Source organism: Ignavibacteriota bacterium (genome assembly GCA_019637995.1).
Classification (GTDB): domain Bacteria; phylum Bacteroidota; class Ignavibacteria; order Kapaibacteriales; family UBA2268; genus JANJTB01.
The window spans coordinates 61,213-84,561 of the sequence record JAHBUQ010000005.1; the positions used below are offsets into that span (position 1 = coordinate 61,213).

Below are 23,349 nucleotides of genomic sequence, written 5' to 3' on the forward strand. Positions count from 1 at the left end.
ACTGTAAAATTGAAGCAACAGTCTGTTTAAAATATGTCTGTTGCTTTTTTAAAAATATTTTATTTTACAATGCTAAACTTTAAAAGTTGATTTTTCAACGTAATAAAATAATTTCCACTGCTTATGTCCGATAAGTTTATAGTCAGAATTCCATTATTTAAACTTGATTTGTATTTGGTTATAATATTTCCATTAAAATCAAATATCTTCAAATCATTAATATTCGATTGGTCAATATTTGTAATTGTTACAAAATCTTTAGCGGGATTTGGATATATTTCAATTGCACTTTTTGATTCATTTTCAACGGATGTAGAATTGATAACATTATAATTATGCATCATACCGTCATCTTCGTGTTCAAGATTGTGGCAGTGAAGCAAATATTTGCCTTCATAACCGTTAAATTTGGCAATAACTCTAACTGTTTCACCGCCATTTATCAAAAAAGTATCTTTCCATCCCTGCTCATATTCGGGTATTTCAGGAGATGATGATCGGCTGAGAATTTGAAATTGTAAGCCGTGTATATGAATCGGATGCATCATATCAATATCTTTGTTTACAAAATTCCAGATTTCAATATCACCGAAATTGATTGTTTCATCAATCCTATCCATATCGTAAAATTTATTATTGATAGTATGCTTCATACTCATCATTTGCATCTGAAGTTCAAAATTTCTTGTTTTTACTGAATTTAATTCAGGAATTTTTTCAATTACAGATAATTTTAAAGGTAAAGTAAATGAAGATTTGGATTCATCCAGAATATCAAATCTTATTATATCAAGTTTTATTCCTTGCGGATAAGTAGGTTTTCCCATATGTCCCACAGGTGGATCGTATGATTCGGATATAAATTTCACTGAATTTCCAACGGAGTCACCCTTGAAATCAACAATTATATCCAATCTTTCAGCAGGTCCCAAAAAAACAGATGTCACTTCAAATGGCTTTTCGAGAAGTCCTCCGTCTGTACCGATTATATTAAATGTTCTTAAATCATCAAAAGCTAATTTGTAAATCCTTGCATTTGATGCATTGACTAACCTTAAACGATAAGAATCTTTGCTGACTTTTTTTACTGTATTCATGATTCCATTGAGGAGAGTAATATTGCCTAACCAGCCTTCCATCTTATCAAGAGCATTTGGAGCATATAAGAGTTTATCATTTGTTCCTAATCTTATATCTTGTATTGCCATTAACATCTCAAATTCTGCCGACGGTAAATTTAGGGATTTTTCTTCATCATCTACAATAATCAGGAATCCGTACATTCCATTATAAACTTGTTTAGCTGTAGTCATGTGGTTATGCGAATGATAATAATAAGTTCCGGCTCTTTGTATTATTTGATATTCATACGTAAAAGCCTGATTCGGTTTAAGAAAATTTGAGGGATGCCCGTCCATATTCTCAGGTGCATATATCCCATGCCAATGAATATTTGTATTTTCTCCAAGCATATTATGGAAAGACACATTTAAAGTATCTCCTTTTTTTACTTTTATTGTGGGTGCGGGAAAACCCCCTCCAAGACTTATAATATTGCTATTAACACCGGAAACAAATTCATGTGTTGAATTCATTATCATCATCACATTTGTAGTATCAAACAAAGGTGGATTTTGAAATAAATTTTCTGTTCCGAGTATTTTGTTATCAATATTATCTTTAGAATATGCCTTGCTATTGAAAAGGAAATTATTTGCGATTAAACCTACCGTAAGGGCACTTGTATTTTTAATAAATTTTCTTCTGGTATTCATAATTAGTATGTCCTATTTATAAAATTATACACAACTAAAACACTAATGAAGGACATTATGTAAAATTATTGTAAGTTTTTGTATTATATCAATTCCGAAACATACATAAACGTCTTTTGTTATGTATATTTTCGCTAAAAGTTACCACCTGTTTCGGTGAAAGTGTACCACCCCAAAAAAGTGGTACACTTACAACAAACTAACGTTCATTGACGGTTGAATTAAATTCTGTTATAATCTGATTGAATATTTACCGATATACAAATCAACATCTTTAGGAATAAATTCATTTCCCGGAAGTGTACCAATATGAAGTAAATCTCCATCGTGAATGATTTTATACATACCATTACTAATTATTTCAACAAAGTAATCCAAATCTAATTGGTTTTGTCTGTGTCTTTTTGAGTTCATTTGTTGTGATATGAACGTTTGAACTAAAAATACTGCCTTTTTGCATTCCTTCTTTTTAGCTTCAGCTATAGTACCGGCTACTGATGTTAGTAATTGATACTTTAATTGAGAAATAGTCTCAAGTTTTTGATTGAATAAGGCTGGGATTAATTCTTCAACTCTCTCTTTTGCCAAAGAGTCCTTATTTTTATCTTTGTCAATAATTGCATCATAATATCTCTTTTCGACTGTCTTATCAAAAGCTTCATCAACTTTAGATTCGATTCCAACAACAATTTTATTTGCTGTATCCAAAATTAATAAATCATGGTTTCTACCATTTCCACCATTTTTATCAAAATATGATACATATTCCGGTGATACTATTTCGGAGCAGACTTTTAAAGGCTTGATGGTATCAAGATATTCAACAGGTGCACCATTTATCCAGAGTTTAGCAGTTTCTTTTGCACTTCTGCCATCTTTCCAGTGCTCATCTTTCTTTTGTGGAGGACAAAGTCTTTTCCAATCATCAATAGTAATGATAGGTTCAGATTGATTCAGATTTTTACAGATAATCATTTCTTAACCTTTTATTATTTATAAATTGATTATGTATTTTACATAATCTAATAAAATGCAAATTTCTCAGTTTACTTCATCATAAGTAGATTTATATACCATTAGGTCTATTTACTTATTTGTACAATTTATATCGCTAATCACATTATTTACAAATCAAATAAATAAAATATAAACATTTACTATAAACATTCTATAAACATTCTATAAACAAAATCAAATTTATTTTACATAGTTTTTGTTTATAGAGTATTTAGCCCATCTTAGTTTGCCGATAACATTAATCTCATTGGATTTAACCATTTTATAAAGAAAATCTTTAATTTTCCTAATAGGAATTTCAATTCCAATTCTATTATGTATTTCACTGGCAGAACTATTGGAATAAGTCTTTAAGTCTTGATAAATCAATTCATCTGAGGACTTCTCCTCAGGGGCAAGTCCTCAAATATTATAGGGTCGAAGTTGATGGTGATTTTCATAAGTTAATTAAATATTGTTTCAACGGAAATCAGGAATATTCATGTCAGATAAATTTTACTTCCTATTTTGCAAATAATTCATACTACCCAATAATTGTTACACAAACTTTAGTAGCAATTAATGGAATCAATTCACTATTTTGGTTAAGATATTCTCAATATACATATTAAATCTATTATTTAAAAAAACTTCTTGGGATAATTTCCTCAATTTCTTTTTGTTCCAAACCAATAACTCTAAAAAGTAGTATTTCCAGCAACACCTTCAATCTATGAATATATTTATTAAATAACTCATGATTATTATATGAGTTAGGAGCAGATACAAACAAATGAGATAAATAATTTCTAATATCGGCGATATCTCTTGTAAAGCAAGATTCATTGATACCCTTAAAAAACAAATTAGTTTTAAAATCAATCGAAAAATCTTGAACAATTAAATCAATCCTATTTTTTAAACTTAAATCGTTTAGTCTTTTTACTTCAGTGCAAATTTTACTTTTAAATGAATTATCAATATACTTTGGTAAAATATTTTTTATAGGATTGTATATATCATCAACAAATTTCTCAGGGTCAATAATAGTTTTTCCATCTTGAAATATTCTTAATAAACCTTCAATTGCTTGGACATAAGACAAAAACTTATGTTCCATATACATATTTTGGTTAAATAAAATTGAAAAATACAATTCAAAAGCTAAACCAAATTCTTCAGATTCAATTATCCACTTACTTAAAATTTCAGAAATGTTCTCTTTAACATGAGAATAATTGAATAACATATTTTGAGCTAATTTTTCCTTACATTCATTAAAATCACCGCGCTGAGGGAAAACATATTTTATCTTTAAATCATTATTTAGAATGAAATTATCTATTTGTAAACCACATTCAGTTGGGAAAATTTTTATTTCCTTAGGGTATGCCTGCCCCCTCATAGCAAATGATAAAAGCGCTTGGAGTTTTGAAATAATCTTCTTAAAGTATGATAAACTTTTCCCTTCTGAATGATACAGACTAATGTATGATTTTACTTCAGATTGTTTTCTAATATTATTAGGTGTTGTTGAAGTTAAATGACTTATAAATTCAATTTTCAAACCGTCTGATAAAACTACAACATCATTTAAAAGATAATCACTTTTCTTAACTAAATTATCACTTTCTATAGCTGATTCATCCAAATTAAACCTTGAATCAAACCAATGAGAAAGATTAGTAAAAGATATATCAACCCTTGTTATGAGCAGTTCTGAGATTTTTTGAACATGATAACCTTCAATAAATTCATCGCAAGTAAAAAACGAATAATCAAAAACTCCATCAAGTGTTTTAGACATCGAAGGAAATGAACCATAGCAGTCCAACAATGATATTCTATTGTTAAAACCGTATTGACCAAGAATCACCTGAAATGGTTGATTTTTTTTAAATAATTCCATACATGAAAAATGACCATAAAGCTTTAGAACTATATGATGTTTACCATCATATTTTGCTACACCTGCAATTTTTTCATCAGGATTTTCCGGAATCCACCAATAGCCTTCGAATATACCTTCTTTCTCCAAATCTGTAATCATATTTATTTCTTTATTAAAGTCCATCTTTTATCCCTTACACCTCAAATCTCTCATACTCTTCACTACTCATATCAAACTCCGGCTCAATTATTTTTACTTCGTCGTAAGTCAATTCATACAGCTTATACACCATCAAGTCTATCTGTTTTTCTTCTTTACTCGTGTCTTCATTCTTTTCTTTCTTGGCAAGGATAATATCTACTAAATCTATGAAGGGTTTTTGCTCTTCGGGTGTAATTTTGGGAATTGGTAACTCTAAAATTCCTTGAATTGTGATTTCGCCATTAATACCACCACTTTGATAATAATTTAAAAATGCAAATCTTGCTAATTTAGAATTAAGTATTGAAGTTAAAAATATATTTGAGTTTTTATGAATAATGAAATAACAAGTATTTAACAAATAATATTTAACAGCTGAGTTATTGTTATAAAATGCTTGTTCTTTAGAAGCCTTTGAAAAGCAAATTTTTTCCTTATCAAATTCTTCAATATAAGCACAATTTCGAAGATTTGTCCAATGGTCACCTTGGTCAAGTCTTTTCAATAATTCGTTTTCATATTTTTTTAAATGTTCAAATAATTCTGGAAAATCTTTAGGAATATCTATACGTGGTATATTTTTTTCTTTTATGCCATTATGTGAATTAATAATCCATAAATCAGCAAATTCAACTTTAAATCTTTTAATATCACGTCCACGAAGTATTGGCTTAATAATCTCAGCAGATTTTGGGTTTTTGGCAATTAATTCATCTTTCTTTTTATTATTTATTATAAATGCATCATTTAAACCAGAAGTAATACCTCGATTAATAATTAAATCCCAATCTTTAAGGGGAGTACCAATTCGTTCAATTTTCTCTTTGATTTGCAATTCAATGTTTGATGAAATCACCCATGCGTCTTTGCTAATTTTTGGCATCAATTGTTTATTAATTCCAAAATAATTTTCAATTGAAGTATCAATAGTAAAATCTTTATTTACGTTACAAGCATAAAATGGAAAATTGTTTTCATTGAACTTTGCACTAATGATTATATTTGTATCAACAGTAGCAGACTCGAACACTTTAAAACCGCAAAAATCAATTAACTTTAAAGGATTTGTTCTGTTTGAAAGGTAACCCCTGATTTGCTCTCCATATCCGGCACGCATCCATTTATTTGATGTAATATAAGCAAGTAATCCAGAATTATTTAACATTTGAAATCCACGTTCAATAAAAATTGTATAGATATCAGTTGATTTTGTAAATGTTGAATAATTCAAACTTGCTAAAACTTTCTTTATATTTTCGTTCAAAACTGTAATCGAAAAATACGGCGGATTCCCAATCACAACATCAAAACCAACAAAATCACCATTTTCATTCAATACTTCAGGAAATTCAAAACGCCATTCAAAAGCATTGTCATATAATGGGTTATATGTGAAATCATTAAATATAGCTTCGTATTTCAACTTCTTTTTAGTAGCAATCTCAACTTCTTTTTCGTATTTAAGCTTATCGGCATCACTCATAAGTATTGAAAATTGTCCCTGTAATTTTTCGAGTTCACCTTTTGCATTATTAAAATCAATCATTCTTTTATCAAGTTGGTTGATTTCTTTTGAAAAATGATTCTTGATGTCATTAATTAACTTTTGTAATTCCTGCTTTACTTCACGATTCTTCTCATTTTTGTAATCCTGAACAAATCCCTGATATGCTTTTATATCATACTTTATACTTTTAAGAGCCTTTTTGAGGTCGCTATCCAGTGGGAATCTGCTAACAAGCGAGTTACCGCATTTAATATTAATATCAATATTCGGAAGTGTTTCAAGTTCCTTAAATCCGGTTTCTTCTTTATAATAAGCATTTTTGAGAAGCTCAATCCATAGACGTAATCTACAAATTATTACAGATTTTGGATTTATGTCCACTCCAAACAAACAGTTTTCGATAATTGTCTGTTTCTCTTGAAACAGAGTTTTCTGTAAACGTTGTATTTCACTATTGAGTGGTCTGTTATTTCTGATTTTATATTCAAAAATATCACCTTCAAAATTAGTAATTATCAGTTCATCATTTTCGACAACTATTTCATAATCCCGGATTCTTGTACCTGATGAATCTGCAAGAATGCCAAGTTCACTCTTAATAGCAATCATTTCATTAAGTGCAGAAACCAAAAAGTGTCCGCTACCAACTGCGGGGTCACAGATTCTGAGAGAGTTAATGACTTCATTAAATTCAAGTATGTCCTTTAATGTTTTACGGTCAACAAGGTAGTTTTTAATGTCGTTAAAGTGTTCAATATTCCAACCATACTGAACTCTGAATTTCTGAACCACAGCCAATCTGATTGATTCACGGCACATATACATAGTAATGAATCCGGGTGTAAAGAATGAACCGTCTTTGTACCCGTTTATTTTTTCAAAAACCTTACCTAATACTGATGAATTTATCAGTAACTTACTCTCTTCCTGAATTTCCTCTGAGCTTTCACCTGCAAAATCATAAGCATCAAGAAATTTGAATAAGTATTCGATAGTAGGTAATGATTTTGAAATTTTTCTATCTTCTTTTAGAATAGTACTACCGAAAAACTCAAGTTTTTCCGAATCATCAAGAGAGTTTATTTTGATTCCTTGTTGCTCAATATCACTGATTTCAAATAGGGAGCTATTAAGATACGGTATTCTGATATATTTTGACTGGATTTTTTCTGTCCGGTCTTTTGGCAGTCTCGCCAGAACCTGATGAAAAAGTTTGTAAAGTTCATCAAAATCAAATATAACACCTTTATTTAAAAAGCGGTAACTTTTATCTCCATTGTGATAACTTACAAGCTGGGATTCAAGCAATTTCAAAAATAGAATTCTATTAATCCATGTAATTACAAGTTCAAGTGCAATATTGAATAGCTGTTCATCTCTGGTATCTCCAAAAGTAGATAGGTTATGAATTTTTCCAAACCCCTCAGTTTCAAGTAGATTGATAGTATTTTCAATTAAAGAACCTGAATTTCGGTTTGTCTTTTTTCTCTGGATGACAAACTTGCCTGAATCTTTTATTTCCTCAAGCCCGATAATATGTAACAGCTCTTTATAAAATCCTGAATCAAGTGAGTTGCTATCGTCTGCAAACGGAACTTTCAAAAGATGGTTAGGTGAAAGAATTTTGTAGAGTGCAATTAGATTTTTATCATCTGATTTATCATCATTTCTGACGATATTATCGTAATCACGAATATCAAATTGAGTGCAGATAATTTCAGAATCAATTGTCGGTAAAATTTTTACAACTTCTTCATAGAAAAAAGGTGTATCCTTTTTATCATTGAGGTAGGTTTGATACAGATTTTTGATTTTAGTATTTCGATAAATAACCTTATCAAAAACATTAGCATCAAAAATATACCATTCGTAAACGTTAGTAATAATTAGGTTTTTGAGTTCATTATTGTCTTGTTTAGAGCGTTCATCAAGGTAATACAGGATAATTTCAGATAAGGCTTTTGTAAAAGGTCGTTCGGGTGAAAACATTTCACTTTTGTTCCCCGGTCTTTTAGCTTCAATTATTACCCCAACTTTTTCTTTATTAGTTTTACCAAGATGAATTACAAGGTCTTTACTATCTTTAGTGTTAATCTCGTTAGATTCTAAATAATATGTATCTCTGAGAAAATCCCGGATATGATTCTTTTGGTTTTCCTCTCTTTCAATTTCACTAACTTTACTTAAAAGTCTGATGAAATTAGCCTTAAACTTGTCAATTTCATCACGTAACGGTCTTTTTTTTAAGAATGCTTTATTAAGTGATTGTTTAGGTTTGATACTTGTAAACTTCATGCCGGATTCCCAAATGAACATAGTACTAAAAGTAAAGAGTTTTCACTTTCATTAATCAACTGTATAAGACGTTTTTTTAAGTCTTTTGGCTCTTGATTTGTTATAAAATTGCTCATTAATCCTTTTTATCGAAATAAAATCATTTTAAATCTTTACTAATTTTCTAAAATAACTAAAAAATCAGTATTAACAAAGCAATTTCTGTAAAATAATATAGAAATTTTTCATTAATTTTAAAGCAAAGTGATTTGGGGTTGAAAATGCAGGAAAACAATCATTTCAGGTATATTTTGATTCTTCGTCATTTATAGCCTAACGAGTTCTAAGACATTATTTTTTGAACTCGACAATTAGTATTGAGAGTATGTTTTTGAATGTAAGGACAGTCGCCATTTGAGAAATAAAATATATTTTTAATATGACGTTAATAAGAAAATTTTTGTCAACTTTGACAATATATTAGTTTAAATATCAATAATTAAATGGAGATACAAAATGCTTTACCATAAAATATTTTCGATCCTGAAAGAAATAATTGAACAAAATTTCACTGAATTACTATTTTCTGAGACATCATTTATTAACCGGATTAAGAACGAATTATCGGTAACATTTGAAAATAAAATTGACTTTAAGGTTGGTGTGCTCAGCTTGCATGATAGATTAGAAGAAGATTATATTGAAGTTTTCGGAAGTTTAAACCTTATTTTAATTGAATTATTATCTATTTTGCCGGAATCAAATTTGAAATATTTCGGAATTGTATATGATTGCGACACTACTTTAATTCGTCAAGAAAGTTATAAACCTATCCTATTTTATTTCCTTTCTGAAACTGTTAATGAAAACAAAGCCAACTTTTGTAAGATTCACGACTTTGAAACACCTATTTTAGATAGGTATAATGTTGACATGCAGAATACAGAAGAAGGTTTTATAGTTAGGGTTGTTGATTGTATGGAATGTATTGAAATTGTGAATCAAAATTATACAAAGATTGATGAATACGGTAATGAGATTAAATACATTGGGTGTGGATTCAGATATGCTTATGACGGCTTTGTCCTTGAAACAATAGAATTAGATTCAATTTGAAATAGAAAAATGTTATTCATACCATCTGATAATTATGCTTAAAATGATGATTTTCAAAAATTCTCAAAATTTTGATCCGGCAATAAATGCCATAGCCATGTTATCTGATGCAACACTATACCTACTAAAAACCACCATCGCTAAAAATAGTGGGGCATCCCAACATACCATGTTTACTTAATCTCTACCAAGTCGTTTCTAAACAACTTTGAATTGTCTTTGAACTTATACTTGTCAAAGTATGTAAACGTTTAACTGAACTAAAATGCAACCGTTTTTTGAATATTTTAAATGTAATTTACTCTAAGAATTTCGTAACATAATTTTAGAATTTTTATAACAACAGAAATTGAATTATCTTTTTCCACGCCAAGATTCACCCTTCATTGGTATAACATTAAACATTTCTTTCATCCTATCAAAAACTTTACCTGAAAAACGTTGCTGTAGTTGTTTTAGGTCTAAATTTGATGTTGCGAAAGTTTTATAACCGTAACTTGTAAACATTCTGTATCTACGGCTCAAAAGAACATCAATAGGATCTTCGACAGTTCCAAAATGATAATGTTTTCCGCTGTCCTCACCCAAGTCATCAATCCCGATATTTGCTTCCTTATTGAAGTTTTCAATACTTGGACGTCCGGTTTTTGTAAATTCATCAATAACTGTATCTGAATCAAACATTTCAAAAGTGTTTCTCAAATTCCTTTTAATTGTAAAAATTTGAAAAATATCTAATGCCATTGTTTTACCCGTACCATAACCTCCATTTATTAACAACCCTTTCTTTAAGTCGTGATTAAATTTATCGTCATTAGTAAAGTAATATTTTAGCTCTTGAAAAACTACTTTATTATCATGATTAATTTCAAACTTCGAGTTTAAAGTTTTGCCTATCAGATTTAATAACTCATCGTCGCTCAGGTCTTTTACTTCTAACCTTTTTAGTATTTGTCCTAAAATTTGTATTTTCATGTGGTACTCCAATTATACATTATCAAAAGTTAAATTATAATTACCTTTACCATTAGCTTGACCAACAGATGAAGATGTATTCTTTTTATTAGCATTTAAATTCTCAAGAATATTACCAAGTTTAGAAAACATGGTAAGTAGTGAATCAGGCCTAATGTACTTATCCTTAATACTTAAAGCATCTTTGAACAATTGCCTTAAATACTCAGTAAGTTCTTCCTCACTCATTTCAGGCTTACTTTGCTTGAAATAGTCCAAAAGGTGTTTAACTGCTTTGTTGTCTCTACCATACTTTACAGGCCAAAGAAAATTTTTATTTAACTGATATTCTTCCATCCAGATATCAAGTACCATTGCGTTTAACGATTTAGCTTTAACAGAATTAGGTTCAATTATCTGTGGAGCTGCTTTAGCTTCTTCTTTCTTCTTCATTCTCTTACCTTTTTCTATAACATTATTATCTTCAACGAAAATATTTTTTTCGTTAATATTATTATCTATATCTATAGTATCTATAGGTGTAGTCATTTTTTTCGTTTTGTAAGTCATTTTTTCCGTTTTGTAAGTCATTCCATTTTCATCATTGTTGTAAGCTATTGATATATCGTTATTTACAACGTCGTTTTGTAAGTCATTTTTTTCGTTTTGTAAGTCATTTTTTTCGTTTTGTAAGTCATTTTTTAATAAATGGTTGACGGTTACAATAGTAAACTTGCTTGTTGGTGTCAAAGATATTTCGCCTTGAGTTTCTAAATACTTCAAAATACGGTGAACTGTTTTCTGCGGTACATTTAATTTTTGTGATAATTCATACGTTCCGATACTGATTTTACCTATTGAAAGTCCACCCTTCGCCCACTTAGCTTGGTAGATGAGGTAGTTGAAAATGATATGATAGTTGGGTTTAAGATACCACTTTTTATTCCAATAATGGTCGGGTATCATTGCAAATGAACCAGTTTTTTTGATAGCTGGAGTAAGACCAGATTCAAGTTCAAGATTTGCACTATTTTGAAGTTTAGAATTCATTTAGCTCTTAATTTTTATTACTCTTTTTAAAATTTGCCGGATGAGAGAAAGAGCTATAGAACTCCCATCCGGCTAGCTGGTTAATTAAGCCACCTATTGTTAGTACATAGTATATATTCTAATTATTATATATATCGAGAATTTCCATGCTGGGGTTGATTATTTTTAAACCGGTCAACTTAACTTCTTTCATTGTCATGATATTGAGAACATCATTCGTTGTTAATCGTTTCCAATTCGATGTTTCAACATCTCTTACCTCAATATTCAACCATTTATCCTTGTATATCGTTTTTAATGAGAATAGGACATCATAATACGATTCGTTATCATAAAGGAAATTCTCCAGAGCATTGAAATACTTCTCATTAATTCTTCCATGACTTTTGCAATAACTCCTGTATTCGTACCAACTCATTAGATCTATATCTGAACTTACTTCAAATCTGTAATATCCTTTGCTTACTTTCGTTGCCTCCTTCATGTCTGTAATCTGCTGATATTCAGGTATATCATATGACATGATAATTCCGTTCTTTGCTATCTTATCCAACGACATATTGGGATCAACAGGTTTCGCTGGTAAAATACTTTTCGCGAAGACTGGATTTGTTGTTAAGCTAACACATGACCGCTCACCAAATTCCGTAAAACCTTTGCTCAGCTTTATGACTTTTTGAGTAAGAATATTTTTCATGTGAATTCCTTTTGTGTAATGAAAAATTCTCTCTTCCATAAAAACTCCTTTTATTTATAAAATATTAGTTAAATGTAAGTGCTTAGGATTCCAAGTTGCGCCAGTCCATTCTATTTTTGATGTGCTCATCTTAACCTCTTATTCCAATGTGATTTTCTTTGAGTATTTTCATCAATTTCTCGCGCCCAATACTATTAATTATCTGAATATCTTCCTCATTATCCGGCGTTAAGATGCTCTCGAAGTCAATATCACCGAAAGGTGTTTCTGTCTCGTCATTATCAAATACCGGTAGTACATTGACTGATTCCTGCACTTTTTTAGAGTATTTAAAGTGAGTTAGCTTCAAGAAGCGGTAATGTCTTTGTAAATCACAAAATGTTTTAAATTTCATCTGTCGCAATTGACTTAAAATTCTCTCCATTGAGCTTTCAATAATCTTCTTATAAGATATAAGCTCTTGGTATTTATTAGATTCATTCTCGGTATCTAAAATTTCCAGTTGATAGCTTATTCTTATTATTTCGTTTTGGAACGAATATAGAATTGAATCAATTTCCATGTCATCCCATTTACACACAACAGATTGTGCCATATTTACCTCTTTAAATTTTAAAATTAATTGATTAAAAAATTGTCAATATCAATAGGTTTTCCAAGAACTTCCTGACATTGGTCAGAAAATTGCTGTAAAGTAATTATTCGTTGTTCGTTTCGTTTCTTTTCACATTCTTCTTGTTTTTCAATTGTTTGTTTAACTTCCACCATGAACTGCTCATACTCGGCTTCACTTCTTAGTAGTTTAGGTAGAAATTCCCACATATATCCCCAATCCGATTCAATTCGTTCCATAGCTGCTAAATGTTTTTCTGAATCTAAAATAAAAACTTTAGGGGAACAACCTAATTCCAATCTTGTTTCCAGTGCCTTGTTTGACAACTCACTAAATTTTATTCTGTTCTCTTCAATTGATATATCGTTATTCGATAAAAAAACAAATAGTTCTCCTTTGTCGGCACATACTTTAGCTAAATTCGGTTCACTTTCGTTAAAAAACACCTCTGAAGCATCTCTTATAACCAATACAACATAATCACTACTTAAAAACACGAAAGTATCTGCATCTGCAATTTTCATTCTTTTGAGTAAGTCGTTGTAATATGCTCTATCTTCTGTTGTCATATTTCTCCGTAAAATATATTTTTTAAAATGTCCCGGCACATGATATGCCGGGTATTATTTGATTTATGTACTTTCCGTCAGTTGAATTTCAGAATCCACATTCATATTGCTCATATCACCTGATATTACAATATCATCAATCTTGTTCACAGTTGCTGCAACATTGTCAATAATTACATTACCAGATTCAGCTATTAATGACCGAGAATTAGAAACTAATTCTTGAACTTTGTTGATTTCATCAAACTCTCCTGGCATATAAATTACTGGCATTGTTATCTTGCTTCTCCCGTAAAATTTCATATTCCTGGGAACAGGAGACTCTTTTTTGAAATATGTATCAATATTCTGCTGAATATGTTTCTTGGACATCTTAATCAGGAATTTCTTTTCGTCAACAAAAGCAATTCTGTCAACTTTCAAACGTTTACCAACCTTATTACAATACGAATCCATAATTAGAAATGGTACTTCATGAGGTATGTTCTCGTAATAGTAATTCATCAATCGGAAGCCCATCTCAGCTAATTCATAAATTGCCACTGGTGCTTTTAAATTTTGTTGAATTTTAGCTTCTTTGTTTTCGCTATATAACGCAATTTCATCCAAACCCAATATGAAGTATGAATCGTCTTTCATCCTGATTATTACTGCATCACCAAATTGAATGGCGAAGTCGTTTATTGAATAACGTAACGGGTCTAATAGCTTGAATGCACATCGTTGCTTATTCTTAATTGTGGTATAATCCATGATACCCTCCTAATAAGTAAAAAAAAGTTTATTTTAAATCTCAAATTTCTTCTAACAAAGACTTCATTTTCCAGTTATTCAATAATATCAAATCCGTAAACTTGATTAGATATATCATCAATATTAAATAACTTATAATTAATATTGCCGGCGGCACTTATACCGCCGGATGTTAATTGTTATAGAATCCCCAAAATTTCATTCATCGAAGCAACTTGTTCCGGTGGTAATATAATTTCTGATTGTTCCTGATAATCCACTTTAGTAGTTTCTTTGCCAATATTAGCTTTTTCTTCTTCCGTGTACCAAACCAGACCGTATTCGTCAACTTCATAACCTAAATATTTTATCAGTTCTTCATAACTCCATTTACCAGAAACAAATTCGTAAAAAGAATAAGGATTAAAAAGATGTAGTCCAATTTTTTTTGCTAATGATCGCGTCCCTATCCACCAATCTGGGGTTGGTTCCCCATAATATGGAGTTTCGTGTTCTTTGCTGTAATAATGCCTTTTTGCCGTTCTATCTAAACCAATAGCAATAGCTATTAACTCCCAAGGGTTAATTGAATAAGACATCCTGATTTTATCAATTGCTTCTGCCTCTTCTTTTTCCATTGCATAGAAGAGTTCATAATTATAATAATTATCATATTCGTCTTCATTCAATGGTTCGTCATAGTATTTCTCCATTTCAGTCTCCTTCTAAATTTTACCGGAGTTGCCCCCGGTAATTTGTTAATAAAAATTAAATGTTGCTTTGTCTTCTTTTAGACAATAATTCATCAAGATATTCCTTGCCCTCGTTACCTTTAGTTGCTAATTCTCGGAATCTCTCAAAGTCCGCTTCTGTCATTGGATACTGACTATTTGTTGAATCAATAACGACAAAAGGATATTCTTTCTTATCAAGTTTGCTGATGGCATCTAAATCTATGGTTATACCATTTTCTGCAACAATTGCATCTTTACCAATAATTACAGATTTTACATCCTTATCATTGTATGAAGATGATTTGGGAGTTCCAAAATACTTGTTCAATGCAGAATTTCGGTCTGAAATTGGTAAAGAAAATATTTCGGGTAGAACTCGTTCAGCATTTGCTTGATTCATAATGCTCAAACTATCCAACCAATCTGGTGTATTGCTCAGCATCTTTGGTATGTCGCGTAAGTATGAAACGGTTTCAAAATCAAAATTACTAAACAAGTCTTGTCTGAATAAGAAATCATCCATAAATACACGAGCCAAAATTAAGTATTCGGATTCAATCTTATCTTTCATTTTGATGAGTTTAAGAAAAGGAATATATAAATATGATTCCTGGTTTTTCATTACAATTAAAACACCATAGTTGTCAAGCAAGTGCCTTAATTCTTCTACTTTTTCTATTGAAAACTTTTTTGTTGAGAGTTGAGTAGCTTTAGGTATCGGAGCAAATGCATCTTGATTACCATTATTCATCAATACTGATGAGCTTTTTGACGCTTGTTGTCCATTATTTCTACGGACTCTTTTTTTAGATTTTCCCATAACATTTATCTCTATATTTATACCCTGCTTGTTTAATATTCAGGGCAGGGTTGTTAATAAAATAGTTTTACAAATTCTGTATCGATTCTACCAAGTTAATTACTAACTCAGCAGAATAGTCGCTGTACTTAAATGTACCAACAATATTCCATGCAAAAGAATAAATATAACTTTCTGCAAGACGGTACTCATAAGAGTAATTGGGATGCATCATCGGATTGGAACATTCCATTATTTGCTGAATAATGGATAAAGCATCAAATTCTCCGATAATTTGATTTTCTTTACCAATTATTACATTTACAACACCATCGATTTCATATATACAATCTTCGATGATTCCGTATCTGTCCCAGAGATGTGACACGGGACTGATTTTTTCTGTCATAAAAACTCCTCATAAATGTTAATTAAAAGTACGGCCGTACTGTTTATTCCAAATTTCAAATTTCAATTTATAAATTTCATAAATCATAAAATACTCTGTCTAATTCTGGCTAAATAAATGATCAATTGCTGACTTAGAAAAATAGAGCTTCCTACCGATCCTTGTGAATTTTAGTTCTCCTGATCGGCACATTTTCCAAACTGATGTAGAACTTAATTTAAGTTCCTGCATTACTTCTTTACGTGTGTAAAGTTTGTCTTCCTGAACCGGATTTCCGAAATTCAATTTGTACTCCGATAGTTCTTGCCGTATTGTAGCTCTAACTAATTTTACAAGCTTTTCAGGTTTCAAAATATGTTTTCCTTCATAATGATAATAAATTATATTCAAATATAATACCATTTTTTACGCTTGATTCATCAGAAGTTAGTTTGTGTTTTTTTTTATTTCACAAACTGAGTTTTGTGGCTTTTTAATATATTTTAAAATATCATCAAGTTCTAATAAGTAATTTGGATTCAATTTTATAATGTTATAATCTGATATTAATAATTTATTGAATTTTGATCATTATACAATATTATCTTAATCTTAAAGTTTCTAAACTAATAATTATTTAAAAACAGGATTTTGTATGAAAACTCAAAAGATAGTGAATATTAATAAAGTAAAATGTCCATTTTGTGGAAATGAGACGACTATAAAGAATGGTAGATATAATTCTCCTGAAATAAGAAGGGAATGTTCGGATTGTAGATTTACTTTTATGACGTGGGAAATGAATGATGAAGAAGTAGAATATAGGATTGCTCATAAAAAGAAATCTTCTGGATCTGAAAAAGATAAGCTTTCTTATGTTAATTATGAACGTATAAGAGAAGTTTTAAAATCGAAATACTCTGAAGAAGCAACACAAAAAACAATAAATAAAGCGGTAAATTTCGTAAAAAAATATAAAGCGATTCATAAAAGCAATACAAGCGCTACAATTAATTCTCTTATTTCAGGATTTGAATCTAATATAAATAAGCAGAAATAATAAACATATTAATCTTCCCATGCACTGCGGACTTCATTAATTGCATCTGATTTGGCAATTCTAACATACCGCTGAAAACTTTTTTTATTTGTATGTCCTGATACCTGCATGATGACATCTTCCAATAAGCCTCTGCGGAGGCTTAAAGTTATAAATGTCCGGCGACCAGTATGTGAACTTATAAGTTCATATTTAGGTTTAATTTCATCTATTCGTTCAGAACCTATATTATATGTTAACTGAATATTATCTGTCATACCTGCTTCTTGACACAATTCTTTGATTGCTTCATTATATTTTTGGCTTGATATTTTTGGAAACTTTGATTTATATTTCTTCAAAATTACTTGTAGTTTTGTTGTAATCGGTACAATCAGCGGATCTTTTGTTTTTACAGTGTAAATTGAAATTATCTTTTCTTCAAAATTAATATTTTCGGGTTTTAAATTTATGAGGTCAGAGAATCTTAAACCGCAATAACATTGGGTTAGGAACATATCACGGGTTCGTTCCAATCGCGGTGATAAATCTGTTATGTTTTCAATTGCTTCAAGTTCTGATTTATTCAATGCTATTTTTGTTGTTTTTTCATCAAAGATTTTAAGTGATTTAATGAATGTCCGGTTGTTATGAAAACCTTTTTCAAGAGACCAGTGCATAAACGTCTTTACAATTTTCACAAGTCTCCCCTGCGAATTATTTGCTAATTTCTTCTCCGTAAGGTAATTTGTTAAGTTTGCAAAAAAAGTATCATTTATATCGTCAAAATATAATTCTTTTTTTTTGCCTTTAGATAATTCTATAAGATGATTTTTTGTGGTCACATAGCTTGTTATTGTTGATTTTTTAATACGTTTACCGCTACCGGATAATCTTGCTCCTGTTGTTGTATCTTCTATAAATAAATCGAATACCCGCATAAATGATATTTGCTTTGAATCATTTTTATCTTTACTCTGCTTAAATTCCCGATTATTAATTATAGCATCTAAAACAGTCTTGGTTTCTTTAACTGTAGGAACTCTGTTTAATTCTTTTTCGCTTTCTGCAAAATAATTTTTCATTTTTACACGAATATCATCTAATTTATCATTTATCTGGCGGGGGTTCTTAGACGATGCTTTTGCACGTTGTTTTCTTATATCCCATAGATTTTCTTCAATATTAATTTTTAAAGTTGTACGAATTCGTTGATTATTCCATGCAACGGAAATCAGGATAAAATGATATGTTTTTTCTTTAACTACCTTCTGCAAATAATAGTTTATTTTATACTCACCCACTAAACACCTATAATTCAATTGTTTACAAAATAGTTTTGACGAAAGTTTTGACAGTTTAGTGTGAAATCAAAAATAATTATCTGAATGATTAAGTTTCATATTTTCTATAACTACATTATATGTCATAGTTTTGAGGTTTATTTAGTTTCATTAGGTTTCATGTAGATTCACTGGGTTCAAATCCCTCTCTGACCACGTAAAATTTAGAAAGGCTGTGAAATCAATCACAGCCTTTTTTCGATTATTTTCAAGCTTTCATCTACATCTATTTTGTACGGAATTTGGACAAATCTCATTTGAAATTAAACTTGTCATTCAATTTTACTTATCAATTACCTCGATATCATCTCCTTCCATTTGAATAATCATATCGCGGTGAACATCCGGTATTCTTGTAGGCTTGTAGTCTTCATTGCTCATATAGACAAGTGTTACACTTGCTTTAGCAGAAATTTTACCATCAAGATTACGTATGATATTATCCATTACAAGAGATGAGTTTTTGATAACCCTGACTCTTGTTAATATTTCGTATTCGCTTGTGAAATATAGAGGATTGAAATAATCCATTTCGTGATGTACAGTCATTATAGGATGCTCGGCAGTAAATGTGCGGTGATTTAACGGAAAACCGACCCACTCGAGATATTTTGTCCGAGCCCATTCAAAGAAGTAGAAATACTGTATATTGTGAACCACTCCAAATGAATCCACTTCGTGAAATTTTACTTGGTCGTGAGTAACAAATTTAAATTTAGATACTTCAATCTGGACTTCTTCTTCTGTCAATCTTTTCATTATAGTTCTCCGAGCATAGTTTTTATTGATTCGTAAATTATATCAATTGCATTATCAGTCATTATATCTGAAATTTGTAGATGGAAAACTGTTCTTATTTTGTTGTCACCAATTTCTGAAAGCAGTAGTCCGCGACTCCTGCACTCATTTACAAAATCTGACGTCAATATATTATCATCCAGTTTAAATACTGCCATATTAGTCTGAACACTTTCAAGATTCAGCTCAACAGAGTCCATTTCAGCGACAGCTTTAGCAAATCTTCTTGTACGAATGTGGTCATCAGCTATTAATTGAAGATTATTTTCGATGGCAAAAATTCCTGCTGCCGCCAGAATTCCGGCTTGACGCATTCCACCACCCAAAATCTTTCTCCATTTCAATCCGCCATTAATTTTGCTCGCATCAGAAACCATTAGTGAACCGGCGGGCGCTCCCATTCCTTTTGAAAGGCAAACTGAAATTGTATCGAAATATTTGCCGTATTCTTCGAGACTGACACCAGAAGCTATATGAGCATTCCAAATTCTTGCACCGTCGAGATGAAGATAAAGCCCGTATTTGTCTGCTAATTCTCTCAAACTTTTGATATAATCAATTGAAATAACTGTACCGCCGTGACGGTTATGAGTATTTTCAACAAAAATTGCCTTAGTTTTAGGAAAATAATAAATATCGGGTCTGATAGCCTTTTCGATTTTGTCAAGTGGAATCTCGCCTGATTCTGATGGTATTGTAAAAAACTGCACATTGGAAATTACAGCAGGTGCGGCTGTTTCGTAATAAAAGACGTGTGCATCTGCTTCAATAATTACTTCATCAGCAGGATTAGTGAGTACTTTTAGTGAAATTTGATTACTCATAGTCCCTGAAGGTACAAAAAGTGCTGCTTCTTTTCCGAAGAGTTCAGCAGTCTTTTCTTGCAGAGCATTAATTGTTGGGTCTTCACCATAGACGTCATCGCCTACTTGTGCGTACATCATATAGCGACGCATTTCATCGCTTGGAACAGTTACTGTATCGCTTCTTAAGTCAATCATAAGGCATCAATATATTTGTTTGATAATTTCATGTGCTCGGTAACCTGTTTTTGGTACAAATACATAAGTTTTATATACTGTATCGCGTGGAAGCTCTTCTATTGAGCTGTCGTTATGTCCGATATACTGCCAGCCATGAGGCGAGTAGTTGATTTTTTTAGTAAAATCAGTTTTATCAGAATACCTTTCCTTGAGTGAATTTGTTGTTTTTTCATCAAGTTCAGTTGTATCGTTTGGATTATAAAAATACACTGTCAAAATTGCCGGTTTTGTTTTATCTGGCATCGAGAGTAAATCGTCACTGTTTTTAATGTCGTTTGCCCAGTTAAGGAGCTCATTGTGTTTATTGGATTTTGTTTCAACAAATAAGAAAACATATTTTCCTGTTTCTGAGCTGTCTGTATAAATATCGGATATTTCAAATTTTGCTTTAGAAAATTGGAAATAAAAAGCTACGAGCAGAATTCCAACGCCAAAACCTGCAAATATGTAAGGTAACAGTCTTGATTTTTTTTCAGAATTATTCATATTTTAATCAATTCATTAAGTAAAGAAAAGAATCATTCCAAAGTCTTGCAATTGCAAGCATTGTAATGCCTACACCAACCGGAATGCTTAAATTGTCATCAAGTTTAAGTTCTTTGGCGTAAAGTTCACCAAAACCACCTACGACAGCCCCAAGAACTCCTGCTATATAAAAATAAATATTTGCGTTAAAAATTATGCCCACAATAGCCACGACTAAAATCCCGGAAACCATAAATGCCAGGGTTCCTTCCAAAGATTTTTTGCCAAGTTTGGTTGTTCCCCATTTCCTTCCAACAAGAGCCGCTGCAATATCAGATACAATTAATATTATAAAAGATATTACGGCGATAACTTTTGGAAAGACAAGAACTGTCAGTACTGCACTAATCAAAACCCAAGAAGCACCATTTAGAATGAGTTTGTTTTTTTTGAGTTCGTGTTTGCGAAGCATACCACCAAAAAGCCCATATATAAATTTGTTTGCCCATGAATCTTCTTTCCTGCTTAGTATATCAAGTGTTACTGCAATTAATGCCATTGGAATAAGAATCGATAGTGCAAATTTTTGCGATACGAATATATATATAATAGGAATGTTAAGGGATATAAGATGGACACTTTTCCTTAAAACTTCCTGTGAATAGGGAATTTGTTTCTTTTTTTTGTTTTTCTTCTTATTTTTATTGGAATTTTGTTCAAGAGGACTACCATTTGATAAGTCCTTTTCATTTATTTCGTTATTTTCTGTGTATATTTCCATATTGTTTTGTATTTTTGAAAAAACTTTTTTTGAATAATCACTTTTTAAAAATATGAATGTATTAAATTATTACGCATATTCAAAAATAAATTTAGGTCTTCAGGTTTTAAATTTGAGAAAAGACGGATATCATAATATAAATACTGTATTTTATTTGATAAATTTATATGATGAGCTGACTTTTTCGAAATCAGATACTATCGAAATCATTACTGAGCCTGAGTTAAATATACCCATAGAGGAAAATTTAATATACAAAGCCGGAAAATTATTTTTAAAAGAATTTCACGTCAAAGGTGGATTCAGAGTTGATGTTAAAAAGAATATTCCGCTCGGAGGTGGTCTTGGTGGAGGCAGTAGTGATGCAACCACAACTATAATTGCACTCAACAGGCTGTATGATGTTGCAGCCTCCTATCACAATTTGCAAAAAGTAACTAATATGATAGGCTCTGACTGTGGTTTTTTTTTAAGTGGTGCCAGACTTGCTAAAGGGTGGGGAAGAGGTGAAAATATCAAAGTAATACATGCTCCGATTTTGACAAATGTTGCAATTGTCAATCCGGGACTTCATATTTCCACTCCTGAAGCCTATTCTATGCTTAATCGCAATTCACGTTATATGGTTGATATAGATTATGAGAAATTTATTGAAGAATATCATCACGAACCTTCAAGATTTAAGGACTTCTTGACTAATGACTTCGAAGATGTAATTTTTGAAAAGTATCCTGAAATAAAACTAATCAAAGAAAGACTATACGAAATGGGTGCTGATTTTGCACTTATGTCTGGTAGTGGTTCGACTGTATTTGGTTTGTTTGATACAGAAATCAAAATAAACGATTTGCAGAAAGAATTTCCTGACTATTTTTGTTATGTTTCGGCATAATTTTTGTTTTAAGATTAATTAACATGAAATTTACAAGAAATCTATTTCATTTACGTTTTTAAAGTTGAAATTTACAAGAGAATATTATCTTATGAGCATCGAAGAAATTTTTGATAATTATAATACAATCGCAGTTTACGGGATGTCAAAACAGCCTTATAAACCTTCTCATACAGTTCCGTTATTTATGAAAAAACAAGGTTACAACGTTATACCTATTAATCCTACTACCGGGCAGATTTCAAATTTAACTGCATACAAGAATATCGCTGATATCCCCGAGGAAATTGATATTTTGAATGTTTTCAGACCATCTGAAGTAGCTCTGGATGTTATAAAGGAGGCAGTTGAACGGAAAAATACGCGTGGTGACATCAAAGTTATTTGGCTTCAGCAGGACATTGTCAGTCCGGAAGGCAAATTGCTTGCTGAAGCAAATGGTATAGAATACATTGAAGATAAATGTATGTACAGAGAATATATCATATTGAGCAAATAAAATATTTTTTTAAATTTTTCCAACTATTAACGACAAATTAAAATAAAATTTGTAACAAAACAGTATTTTTAGTTATATTTGTTTTTGATAATGTGCAAAAAAATAATTAATTGGAGAATTCTATAGAAAACTGCTACGATTTAGATAATTTTTCGTCAAGAATGTTTTAGATACTAAAATTCGGTATGAGATT

At 30.7% G+C, this 23,349-nt stretch carries 23 protein-coding genes; 4 read left to right on the forward strand and 19 right to left on the reverse strand.

What is annotated here, in order from left to right; all coding sequences use genetic code 11:
• Positions 1-59: 59 nt before the first annotated feature.
• From KF896_16010 to KF896_16025, 4 genes are all read right to left on the reverse strand, one after another.
• Positions 60-1,775 carry a multicopper oxidase domain-containing protein gene (locus KF896_16010; protein ID MBX3045218.1) on the reverse strand — a complete coding sequence of 572 codons (1,716 nt, stop codon included), beginning with the start codon at positions 1,773-1,775 and terminating at the stop codon, positions 60-62.
• Positions 1,776-2,006: 231 nt separating this feature from the next.
• Positions 2,007-2,750, reverse strand: a complete 744-nt coding sequence (locus KF896_16015; protein ID MBX3045219.1) for a hypothetical protein — start codon at positions 2,748-2,750, stop codon at positions 2,007-2,009.
• A 658-nt stretch (positions 2,751-3,408) separates the two neighbouring features.
• A complete protein-coding gene (locus tag KF896_16020; GenBank protein MBX3045220.1) occupies positions 3,409-4,845 on the reverse strand; it encodes a hypothetical protein in 1,437 nt (478 codons plus the stop codon).
• A gap of 10 nt (positions 4,846-4,855) precedes the next feature.
• Entirely contained in the window at positions 4,856-8,665 is a 3,810-nt protein-coding gene (locus tag KF896_16025) for a class I SAM-dependent DNA methyltransferase (GenBank protein MBX3045221.1), read from the reverse strand.
• Between the two features lie 495 nt (positions 8,666-9,160).
• On the opposite strand from KF896_16025, the gene KF896_16030 reads away from it, so the two are divergent.
• Positions 9,161-9,760 carry a hypothetical protein gene (locus tag KF896_16030; protein ID MBX3045222.1) on the forward strand — a complete coding sequence of 200 codons (600 nt, stop codon included), beginning with the start codon at positions 9,161-9,163 and terminating at the stop codon, positions 9,758-9,760.
• Positions 9,761-10,114: 354 nt separating this feature from the next.
• Here the strand turns inward: KF896_16030 and KF896_16035 are convergent, their stop codons facing one another.
• The 10 genes from KF896_16035 to KF896_16080 all read right to left on the reverse strand — a co-directional run bounded on the left by KF896_16035 (position 10,115) and on the right by KF896_16080 (position 16,668).
• Positions 10,115-10,735, reverse strand: coding sequence for a hypothetical protein (locus KF896_16035; GenBank protein ID MBX3045223.1), 621 nt, complete (start codon positions 10,733-10,735; stop codon positions 10,115-10,117).
• 12 nt (positions 10,736-10,747) lie between these two features.
• Positions 10,748-11,764 (reverse strand): hypothetical protein, encoded by a 1,017-nt coding sequence (locus KF896_16040; protein MBX3045224.1) that lies wholly within the window; start codon positions 11,762-11,764, stop codon positions 10,748-10,750.
• A 118-nt stretch (positions 11,765-11,882) separates the two neighbouring features.
• Entirely contained in the window at positions 11,883-12,287 is a 405-nt protein-coding gene (locus KF896_16045) for a hypothetical protein (GenBank protein MBX3045225.1), read from the reverse strand.
• Between the two features lie 304 nt (positions 12,288-12,591).
• Positions 12,592-13,056 carry a hypothetical protein gene (locus KF896_16050; GenBank protein MBX3045226.1) on the reverse strand — a complete coding sequence of 155 codons (465 nt, stop codon included), beginning with the start codon at positions 13,054-13,056 and terminating at the stop codon, positions 12,592-12,594.
• A gap of 23 nt (positions 13,057-13,079) precedes the next feature.
• Positions 13,080-13,643, reverse strand: coding sequence for a hypothetical protein (locus KF896_16055; GenBank protein MBX3045227.1), 564 nt, complete (start codon positions 13,641-13,643; stop codon positions 13,080-13,082).
• 63 nt (positions 13,644-13,706) lie between these two features.
• A complete protein-coding gene (locus KF896_16060) occupies positions 13,707-14,396 on the reverse strand; it encodes a hypothetical protein (protein MBX3045228.1) in 690 nt (229 codons plus the stop codon).
• A gap of 179 nt (positions 14,397-14,575) precedes the next feature.
• Entirely contained in the window at positions 14,576-15,088 is a 513-nt protein-coding gene (locus tag KF896_16065) for a hypothetical protein (GenBank protein MBX3045229.1), read from the reverse strand.
• 55 nt (positions 15,089-15,143) lie between these two features.
• Positions 15,144-15,929, reverse strand: coding sequence for a hypothetical protein (locus KF896_16070; protein MBX3045230.1), 786 nt, complete (start codon positions 15,927-15,929; stop codon positions 15,144-15,146).
• A gap of 67 nt (positions 15,930-15,996) precedes the next feature.
• The gene (locus KF896_16075; protein ID MBX3045231.1) at positions 15,997-16,317 is read right to left on the reverse strand and encodes a hypothetical protein; all 321 of its coding nucleotides are present in this window, start codon (positions 16,315-16,317) and stop codon (positions 15,997-15,999) included.
• Between the two features lie 99 nt (positions 16,318-16,416).
• Positions 16,417-16,668, reverse strand: coding sequence for a helix-turn-helix domain-containing protein (locus KF896_16080; GenBank protein MBX3045232.1), 252 nt, complete (start codon positions 16,666-16,668; stop codon positions 16,417-16,419).
• Between the two features lie 283 nt (positions 16,669-16,951).
• Between KF896_16080 and KF896_16085 the strand changes: the two genes are divergently transcribed.
• On the forward strand, positions 16,952-17,356 hold the full coding sequence (locus KF896_16085) for a hypothetical protein (protein MBX3045233.1): 405 nt from the start codon (positions 16,952-16,954) through the stop codon (positions 17,354-17,356).
• 8 nt (positions 17,357-17,364) lie between these two features.
• On the opposite strand, the gene KF896_16090 is transcribed toward KF896_16085, so the two are convergent.
• From KF896_16090 to KF896_16110, 5 genes are all read right to left on the reverse strand, one after another.
• On the reverse strand, positions 17,365-18,639 hold the full coding sequence (locus tag KF896_16090) for a site-specific integrase (protein MBX3045234.1): 1,275 nt from the start codon (positions 18,637-18,639) through the stop codon (positions 17,365-17,367).
• Positions 18,640-18,960: 321 nt separating this feature from the next.
• Positions 18,961-19,437 carry an acyl-CoA thioesterase gene (locus tag KF896_16095; GenBank protein MBX3045235.1) on the reverse strand — a complete coding sequence of 159 codons (477 nt, stop codon included), beginning with the start codon at positions 19,435-19,437 and terminating at the stop codon, positions 18,961-18,963.
• Positions 19,437-20,477 (reverse strand): aminotransferase class I/II-fold pyridoxal phosphate-dependent enzyme, encoded by a 1,041-nt coding sequence (locus KF896_16100; GenBank protein ID MBX3045236.1) that lies wholly within the window; start codon positions 20,475-20,477, stop codon positions 19,437-19,439. Before KF896_16100 ends, KF896_16095 begins: the two co-directional genes overlap by 1 nt.
• 6 nt (positions 20,478-20,483) lie before the next feature.
• Positions 20,484-21,005, reverse strand: a complete 522-nt coding sequence (locus KF896_16105; protein MBX3045237.1) for a hypothetical protein — start codon at positions 21,003-21,005, stop codon at positions 20,484-20,486.
• A 7-nt stretch (positions 21,006-21,012) separates the two neighbouring features.
• Entirely contained in the window at positions 21,013-21,765 is a 753-nt protein-coding gene (locus KF896_16110; protein ID MBX3045238.1) for a dolichol kinase, read from the reverse strand.
• Positions 21,766-21,817: 52 nt separating this feature from the next.
• Between KF896_16110 and ispE the strand changes: the two genes are divergently transcribed.
• Both ispE and KF896_16120 read left to right on the forward strand, forming a co-directional pair.
• Positions 21,818-22,657 carry a 4-(cytidine 5'-diphospho)-2-C-methyl-D-erythritol kinase gene (gene ispE, locus KF896_16115; GenBank protein ID MBX3045239.1) on the forward strand — a complete coding sequence of 280 codons (840 nt, stop codon included), beginning with the start codon at positions 21,818-21,820 and terminating at the stop codon, positions 22,655-22,657.
• Positions 22,658-22,748: 91 nt separating this feature from the next.
• A complete protein-coding gene (locus KF896_16120) occupies positions 22,749-23,156 on the forward strand; it encodes a CoA-binding protein (GenBank protein MBX3045240.1) in 408 nt (135 codons plus the stop codon).
• Positions 23,157-23,349: the final 193 nt, after the last annotated feature.